The 6,659-nt window shown below is 69.8% G+C and carries 6 protein-coding genes; 1 reads left to right on the top strand and 5 read right to left on the bottom strand.

Annotation, left to right across the window (positions count from 1 at the left end):
* The 5 genes from VGH85_13385 to VGH85_13365 all read right to left on the bottom strand — a co-directional run.
* Window positions 1-1,100, bottom strand: a 1,100-nt coding sequence (locus VGH85_13385) for a class I SAM-dependent methyltransferase (protein HEY2174794.1), incomplete at its 3' end; no start/stop codon positions are given.
* Window positions 1,097-1,831 carry a DUF1365 domain-containing protein gene (locus tag VGH85_13380; GenBank protein HEY2174793.1) on the bottom strand — a complete coding sequence of 245 codons (735 nt, stop codon included), beginning with the start codon at window positions 1,829-1,831 and terminating at the stop codon, window positions 1,097-1,099. The genes VGH85_13380 and VGH85_13385, both read right to left, overlap by 4 nt.
* A complete protein-coding gene (locus tag VGH85_13375; protein ID HEY2174792.1) occupies window positions 1,828-3,129 on the bottom strand; it encodes an FAD-dependent oxidoreductase in 1,302 nt (433 codons plus the stop codon). The genes VGH85_13380 and VGH85_13375 overlap by 4 nt, the downstream gene beginning before the upstream one ends.
* A gap of 10 nt (window positions 3,130-3,139) precedes the next feature.
* The gene (locus tag VGH85_13370; GenBank protein HEY2174791.1) at window positions 3,140-3,853 is read right to left on the bottom strand and encodes an alpha/beta fold hydrolase; all 714 of its coding nucleotides are present in this window, start codon (window positions 3,851-3,853) and stop codon (window positions 3,140-3,142) included.
* 45 nt (window positions 3,854-3,898) lie between these two features.
* Window positions 3,899-5,986, bottom strand: a complete 2,088-nt coding sequence (locus tag VGH85_13365; GenBank protein HEY2174790.1) for a glycoside hydrolase domain-containing protein — start codon at window positions 5,984-5,986, stop codon at window positions 3,899-3,901.
* A 146-nt stretch (window positions 5,987-6,132) separates the two neighbouring features.
* Between VGH85_13365 and msrA the strand changes: the two genes are divergently transcribed.
* Window positions 6,133-6,659 (top strand): peptide-methionine (S)-S-oxide reductase MsrA (msrA, locus tag VGH85_13360; protein HEY2174789.1); only part of this gene is annotated, 527 nt, incomplete at its 3' end.

Here is a 6,659-nt window from a genome sequence, read left to right as displayed (position 1 = left end):
AGCGTCTCGGCGTAGTCGGTGCCGAGATCGCGCCGCTCGACCAGCCGGAGCCCGGTGTGCTCGGCCAGGTTCTTCTCGATCGCCGTGATCGACGGCAACAGTCCGCCGGGAAAGATGTACTTGTGCATCCAGGTGTAGGAGTGCCGCGAGAGCATCAGCCGGTCGTGCGGCATGGTGATCGACTGCAGCGCCACCCGGCCGCCCGGTTTCACCAGCCGGTCCAGCGCACCGAAGTACGTCGACCAGTAGCGCTCGCCCACCGCCTCGATCATCTCCACGCTGACCACTGCGTCGTACTGACCTTGCGCCTCGCGGTAGTCCCGGAGCAGCACCTGCACCCGGTCGGCCACCCCGGCCGCCTCGATCCGCGCCTCGGCCAGAGCCTTCTGCTCCGCCGAGATGGTCAATGACGTGACGCGGGCACCGCGGTGCGCCGCCGCCCGGATCGCCAGTGCCCCCCAACCGGTGCCGATCTCCAGCAGGTGGGTGTCGCTGCCCACCCCGGCCATGTCGAGGATGCCGTCGATCTTGCGCACCTGGGCCTCGGACAGGGAGTCGTCCGGTTCGAACCACGCCCCGGAGTAGGTCATCGTCTCGTCGAGGAACAGCGCGAAGAGCTCGTTCGAGAGGTCGTAGTGCCGGTGGATGTTGGCCCGCGCGCCCTCGATCGTGTTGTCCTCGTCGTCGGGCTGACGCGCGTCGTACCACCGGCGGAGGAACTGCAGCCGGGGCGGAACGAGAGTCCGCACGCCGCCGGCGAACGCCGTGAGTACGCCGGGCAGGTCGTCGGTGTCCCAGTCGCCCGTCATGTAGGACTCGCCGAAGCCGATCTTGCCGTCTACCCCGAGCCGGCGGAAGAACGCATCGGCGTCGACCAGCCGCATCACCGGCACGTCCGCACCGATGCTGCCGATCGATCGACCGTCCGGGAAGGTCGCGCGGACACCGACCCGACCGACCGCCCGCGCGAACACCAACCTGGCCAGCCGCCCCCGTGCCCGCGTCGGCGGCGGGACCGCCAACCCAGGCCAGCGGTCCTCGGCCGGACGCGCGACACCGCGCCTCGCGACCGGACCGCTGCGAGCCGTGTCCGAACTCACTGCACACCCTCCTGAGGGATGTGCGGTCGACGCCGGACGACCGGCACCTTCCGCAGAAAAAGCTTCACCCCTTGATACCGGATCAGCGCACTGACCCGGTATGTGGACAGTGGATGACTTATCACGGACCGGACCACCGTGCCCACGGTGACCGGGACCCGCCGGCCGGTCAACGTCGCCGCGAACGGGGTCACCTCGCCCTGCCGCAGCGCCATGGTCACATGCAGCGTGTCCCCGGGCGGCGCGACCCGGATCAGGTAGCGGCCACCCATCTCGAGGAACGGCGAAACGTAGAACTGCTTCTCGGTCGTGGCCCGGCCCGTCTCGTCGGGCCGGAGCAGGTAGCAGTGCCGCTCGCCATAGGTGTTGTGCACCTCCGCGACGACGCAGACCTGCGGCCCGGCCGCATCGTGGCACCAGTAGACGGTGATGGGGTTGAAGACGTAGCCGAGCGATCGGGCATTGGTGAGCATCACGACACGGCCGGTGACCTGGACGCCCTGGCTCGCGAGCCACCGGTCGAGGTTGCCCCGGATCGACCGGTCGGCGTCGCCGAGGTGGTCGCGGGATTCGAACCGGGCGAAGGCCCGCAGCCACCACGGCAGCCGGGGCAGGTCGTCGAGGTCGACCAGCCACATCGCGTGGTCGTAACCGAACTCGTTCGCCGTCGTTCCCCGCCGGGCATGGGTCACCCGGGACCGGTAGATCGCCGGCGTCGACGCTGAAGTCACCATTCGACACCGAACGCCTGAGCCGCGCGCACACCCGCGAGGCATCCGTCCTCGTGAAATCCCCAGCCGTGGTACGCGCCGGCGTACGCCGTCCGGCCGAGATTCAGGGACGGCAGCCGCCGCTGCGCCGCGAGCGACTCCCCGGTGTAGATGGGGTGTTCGTAGACCATCCGGTCGAGCACCGAGTCGGGTCTCACCAGACCCGGCTCGTTGAGGGTCACCACGTAGTCGACCGGCTCGTGGATCTGGTGCAGGCGGTTCATGTGGTAGCTGACGTGCACCTTCTCGTCCGGCGGCGCGCACTCGGTCAGCAGGTAGTTCCACGACGCCCGGGCGCCTGTGCTTCGTGGCAGCAGTGACGCGTCGGTGTGGAAGACGGTCTCGTTGCGCGAGTAGTGGATCGCCCCGAGTACGGCGCGCTCGTCGGCGGTGGGGTTTTCGAGCATCGACAGCGCCTGGTCGGCATGGGTCGCCACCACCACCCGGTCGAAGCTGCGGACCTGATCCATGTCGTCGCGGATCTCGACCCCGTCCTCGTACCGGCGGATCGATCGGACGGAAGTCGATACCTCGACCGCGGACAGCCCCTTGGCGGCCCGCTCCACGTAGCTGCGGGAGCCACCCACGACCGTCTTCCACACCGGTGCGCCCGACACGGTGAGCATCCCGTGGTGGGCGAAGAACTCGAACAGGTAGCGCGCCGGATACTTGCGGGCCAACCCCAGTCCGGCCGACCAGACCGCCGACACGAACGGCATCATGAAGTGCTGCGCGAAGAAGGTCGAGTAGCCGCCCTGCGCGAGGAAGCCGCCGAGGGTCAGACCTTCGCACTCGTCCGAGTCGAGCACCCGACGTGCCTGCCGGTGGAACTTCCGCACCTCGGCGAGCAGCCGGACGTATTCCGGGCGCAGCAGCGCGCTGGGCTGGGCGGCGAAACCGCGGAGCCCCCGCGCACCGGCGTACTCCAGTCCGCAGCCGTCACAGCGCACGCTCATGCTCATGTCGCTGTCCTGAGTGGACACCCCGAGCTCCCGGAAGAGGCGGAGCAGGTGGGGGTAGGTCCGTTCGTTGTGCACGATGAAGCCGGTGTCGATCGGGATCAGCCGGCCGTCGGCGGTGGGCACGTCGTGGGTGTGGGCGTGACCGCCGAGCCGCGACTCCGACTCGAACAGCGTGACGTCGTAGGCACCCTGCAGGACGTACGCCGCGGTGAGCCCCGATACGCCGCTGCCGACGACGGCCAGGCGGGGCCGCCCGATTCCCGGGTGTCGCCTGGTGCGGGGTGGAGCAGGCGCCATGGTGCTCCTCTCAGCGCGTTCGGGACAGCGGGACCCGGAGCCCCTCGGGTGTGGGGTCCTGTAAGGCGTTCGCAATTTCGGGGTCGAGCGGTTGCATCTCGAGCGTCCCGAGTACGAAGCGGCGGACCAGGTCGTGCCAGTCCCGCGCCCGGCCGAGCATGGCATGACCGTCGCCGCGCACGTCGAACCGGCAGACCCGACTCGTCACCTTCCGGGCACGTACCGCGTATGAGTACGACTGCCGCGGATCGGTCATCCGCTCGTGGTCGCCGTGCGCGATCAGCACGGTGCGATCCGCGAGCTGCTCGACCGGGTCGTCCTCGGTCAGCCACGGTGCGAGCGCGGCGACGCTGACCACCCGCGGGTGCCCGGCGACCCGCAGCGCGGCGCGGGCTCCCATCGAGTGCCCGACGAGTGCGGCCGGGATCTCGCCGTACCGGTCGGCGATCTGGTCGAGCGCCCAGCGGGCGTCGGCCACCGGGTGTGCGGCCGCACCATTCCAGCCGCGATAGCGGTAGCCGAGGGTCCAGACGGCGAGGCCGAGCGGGCCGCCGGCCGAGACCAGCGCCCGGGCGAAGGGCCGCATCCGCAATGCCGCGAGCTGCCACGGCGAGGCCCTCCCCATGCTGTTCGCGCGCCCACCGTGCAGGACGACGGCTACCGCACGGACCGGCCCGTTCGGAGGATGGACGGCAATCGACGCCGCCCGCTCGGGTGGGTGCACATTGGGAAACTATCCCGACAAACCGCGGCCGGTGGGCAGATCGGACTAGGGCCCGGCGTACCACTGTTGGGAGAGGTTGCCGGTGCCGTTCTGGAAGAAGACGTCCGTGCGACCGGTCACCGAGGCCACCGCCGGATTGGAGATCGGACTTCCGGTCAGCGGCCGCCACGCTCCCCACCGGGAATTCCAGCTGATCTGCAGCAACTGCCGCGACGTGCTGCGGGCGTAGACGTCGAGGGTGCCGGCGCTGGCCGAGGCGATTCCCGGCCCGCCGCTGAGGCTTGCCGGGATGTGCTCCCAGGTTGACCAGACCCCGTCGATCAGGGACCGGCGGACGAGGATGCCGCCGCCGCCCTGCGCGACGACATCGAGTCGTCCGGCGCTGCGGGACACCCCGGCCGGGTCGGACCGCAGCAGACCGCCATGGACGTGGAATCCGGTCCAGCGGTTGTCGTGGAACGAGTCGGTGTAGAGCTGCGAATTGGTGCCGCGGACGAAGACGTCGAGTTGCCGGTTGCCCTGGCTCGCCGCACTCGGGCCGCCGATGATGCGCCCGCCGAGGTGGTCCCAGCCGAACCAGGTGCCGTTGACCGACCAGGCGTGCACCAGGTCGCCGCTTCCGCCGCGGCCGAAGACGTCGAGCCGCCCGGGAGCCCACGAGACGATGGCCGGATCGGAGGTGATCGTCCCGGACAGCGCGCGGAAGCCAGACCACGCACTGCCGTTGAACGACTTCACGTACAGGTGGTTGCCGGGGCCACGCACCGCGACGTCCAGCCGCTTCGCACTCTGCGAGGTCACGTCCGGCCCGCCGGCGAGGGAACCGCCCAGGTTGCGCACCCCCTTGGCGCCGCCGGGCGCCGCCACAATGCCCGGCGCACCGATCGGGCCGTTCAGGAAGTCGCTGTCGATGTTGAGACGTGCGCCGCGGTACGTCACAAAGTGCCCGCCGGCGTACTGGTGCAGCCGACGCCCCGGCCAGTGTGAGTCGGGTACGACCGGGTCGCCGATGGTCGACGCGACGCCGTTCCACCGGGCGATCCACAGTGCATCAGGGCCGATGAAGGTCTTGGACCCGTAGTTGTCGTTGAGGTCGGTCGTGGCACTGCCGTAGAAGCCCGCCAGGTAGCCGTGCTGGTGCAGCTCGGTAGTCCACGCGCTCATGTAGTTCAGGACCGCGAGCGAGCAGGCGCGGCTGCCCTTGTAGTGCTCGATGTCGACGTATACCGGGTTTCCCGCTCCCAGGCCGAGGGACTGCATGTCGAGGACGGCGCCGAGCGCGTTGGACTTCCCCTGTGCGCTTGCCGTGGCCGCGTCCAGCGACATCCGCACGCCGCCCTCGAACGTGCAGGGAGACTGCAGCCCGACGTAGGCCGGTATGAAGGTGTAGCCGTAGCTGTGCACGGTCTTGACCCAGGCGGCCGTGAGGTTGCCGTAGTCACACGCCCGGTTGATCCCGCCGATGTAGATGCCGACCGAGCGGTACGGCGACGCCCGCCAGGCATTCATCGTCGCCGTGTCCGGAGCTGCGCACGTGTCGAAGCCGTAGCCGTGGGTCGTGAGCGTCGACGGCGTGGTCGAGGTGTGCGGTGTGGCGGATGTCCGACCGCCTGGCGCAGCAGGGGTGAGCTGCGTCGGGATCGGCTCCGCCGCGGGACGGGCGCGGGAGAGCGGCGAACCTGCGGCCAGCACCGCGAGCGCGGCTCCGCGATCCGTGCGGTAGGTCGCGGTGACGAGCACCTGGCTATTGGCACCCGGTGTCCGGGTGGAGAGCATCTGTACGGCGCTCGCGTCCCGTGACACGTGCCGGCGGGCGATCGCGTCGTAGGGCTCGAGCAGCAGGGCGGTCGTCCGGCCGACGAGGTGGGCCGGGCAGCGCTGACTCCGGCCGGGATGACCCAGATAGACGGCGTGCACGTCGACGCGGACGCACGTCGTCGGCCATCGGGCGAGGTCGTAGACAGGCCACGATGCCGGCACCGCGACGTGGTAGCCGCGGTAGCTGACGGCCTTCGTCGGTGGTCCCGTCGCTCCGGGCACGGCCGGCTGCGCAACGGCGGCCGTCGTTGCCAACCCGGCGATCACGACGGAGGTGACGATGATGGGAAGGGCGCGGCGCACGGCGAGTCGCATCGATCCACCCTCCGGGTACAACCCGACCGGCTCCTCAAAGCGACGGTATCAGCACTCTCGGTGAACAATCGGAGATGGCGAGATGATCTGGCCGGGTGATCCGGAGCACGCTGCGCGGCGCCGCTCAGCGACCTAACCTGGTTGGCATGGGTCTCTTCCACCGCTCGCACGACATCCCGACCGCCGACAACGCGCTACCGGGCCGCTCCGAACCGATGGTCGTTCCGGCCGAGCACGCCGTGTCGGGGCACCGGATCGTGCCGCCGTTCCCGGACGGGATGCACACCGCGGAGTTCGCGTTGGGCTGCTTCTGGGGCGCGGAGAAGATCTTCTGGCAGACCCCGGGCGTCTACAGCACCGCCGCGGGATACGCCGGTGGACATACCCCCAACCCGACGTATGAAGAGGTGTGCAGCGGTCGCACCGGCCACGCCGAGTCGGTCCTGGTCGTCTACGACCCGAAGGCCGTCTCCTACGAGGCGTTGCTCGCCGTGTTCTGGGAGGACCACGACCCGACGCAGGGTCTCCGCCAGGGCAATGACGTCGGCAGTCAGTACCGGTCGGCGATCTACTACACCGACGACGAGCAGCGGGCGAGCGCGGAGAAGTCGCGTGACGTCTACGGAAAGCGGCTCGCCGACGCCGGATACGGCGCCATCACGACCGAAATCGC

The sequence above is a fragment of the Mycobacteriales bacterium genome (assembly GCA_036497565.1).
Taxonomy (GTDB): Bacteria; Actinomycetota; Actinomycetes; order Mycobacteriales; family QHCD01; genus DASXJE01.
This window is presented reverse-complemented; position numbering and strand designations above follow the sequence as displayed.

Coding starts and splice junctions, on each gene's coding strand:
- VGH85_13375 (HEY2174792.1), bottom strand. CDS start 3,129: ATGGCGCCTGCTCCACCCCGCACCAGGCGACACCCGGGAATCGGGCGG.
- VGH85_13365 (HEY2174790.1), bottom strand. CDS start 5,986: ATGCGACTCGCCGTGCGCCGCGCCCTTCCCATCATCGTCACCTCCGTC.